This is a genomic window from Actinomadura bangladeshensis (assembly GCF_004348335.1).
In the GTDB taxonomy this organism is placed as follows: domain Bacteria; phylum Actinomycetota; class Actinomycetes; order Streptosporangiales; family Streptosporangiaceae; genus Spirillospora; species Spirillospora bangladeshensis.
Map to the genome: position 1 here is coordinate 1 of NZ_SMJW01000575.1, position 811 is coordinate 811.

Genomic DNA, 811 nt, shown 5'->3' on the forward strand with positions numbered 1-811 from the left:
GGTATAAGAGACAGCCGTCCGCCTCATGCTGATGAGCGCCCCCTGGCAGGACGACTGGGACTACACCCCCGACGCCCTGGACGAGGCCGCGACCCTCCTGGACCGCCTCCACACCACCGCCGGGCGCCCCGGCAACTCCCCCGCCGCCGAAGCGGCCGTGACCAAGGCCCTCCTCAACGACCTCGACGTCCCCACCGCCCTGCGCATAGCCGAACAGGAGGGCGGCCGCACGACCCGGCTGACCATGCGCACCCTCGCCCTCACCTGATTCGCGGGACTTTGGTCCCCGCCATCGGGGCCACAAGACCGCGGTACCGCGGGGCGCGTGCGCGCGATCATGAACGGGCGTCGCGCAACCGAGGGAGGCACAGATGAGCCCAGCACCGTCTTGGACGATCAGATCTCTCCCCGTGCGGATCGTCGTCGGGGTGGACGGATCTCCAGCGTCGCTGAGCGCTCTGCGCTGGGCCGCGAGCGAGGCGCAGCAGCGGGGCGCCGAGGTCATGGCCGTCCGCTCATGGCAGGACCCTCCGGCGCCCTGCACGATCGCGGCGCGGCACCCGACCCTCGACCGTGAGCGGGAGCGTGCGCGGCGCGCGCTCGCCAGGGACGTCCGGGCGGTGCTCGGCCCCGCGCCGGCGGCCCGCGTGCATCAGGAGTTGGCGTACGGCCACCCCGCGCGCAACCTGCTGCACCTCGCCGCGAAGGCGGCCGTCCTCGTCCTCGGCGACGCACCAACGGACCGCGGACCTGTCAGAACCGCCTGCCTGCGCATGTCACCGTGCCCGGTCGTCCTCGTCCCACCCGACCC

The 811-nt window shown here is 73.4% G+C and carries 2 protein-coding genes; both read left to right on the plus strand.

Annotation, left to right across the window (positions count from 1 at the left end; all coding sequences use genetic code 11):
- Positions 1-31: 31 nt before the first annotated feature.
- Positions 32-268, plus strand: coding sequence for a hypothetical protein (locus E1284_RS40940; RefSeq protein WP_131945474.1), 237 nt, complete (start codon positions 32-34; stop codon positions 266-268).
- A 103-nt stretch (positions 269-371) separates the two neighbouring features.
- The coding region (locus E1284_RS40945) for a universal stress protein (protein WP_131945475.1) at positions 372-811 on the plus strand (440 nt) is incomplete at its 3' end.

Bases quoted from the DNA above. Each gene is read 5' to 3' on its own strand.
- E1284_RS40940 (WP_131945474.1), top strand. From the start codon at position 32: ATGAGCGCCCCCTGGCAGGACGACTGGGACTACACCCCCGACGCCCTG.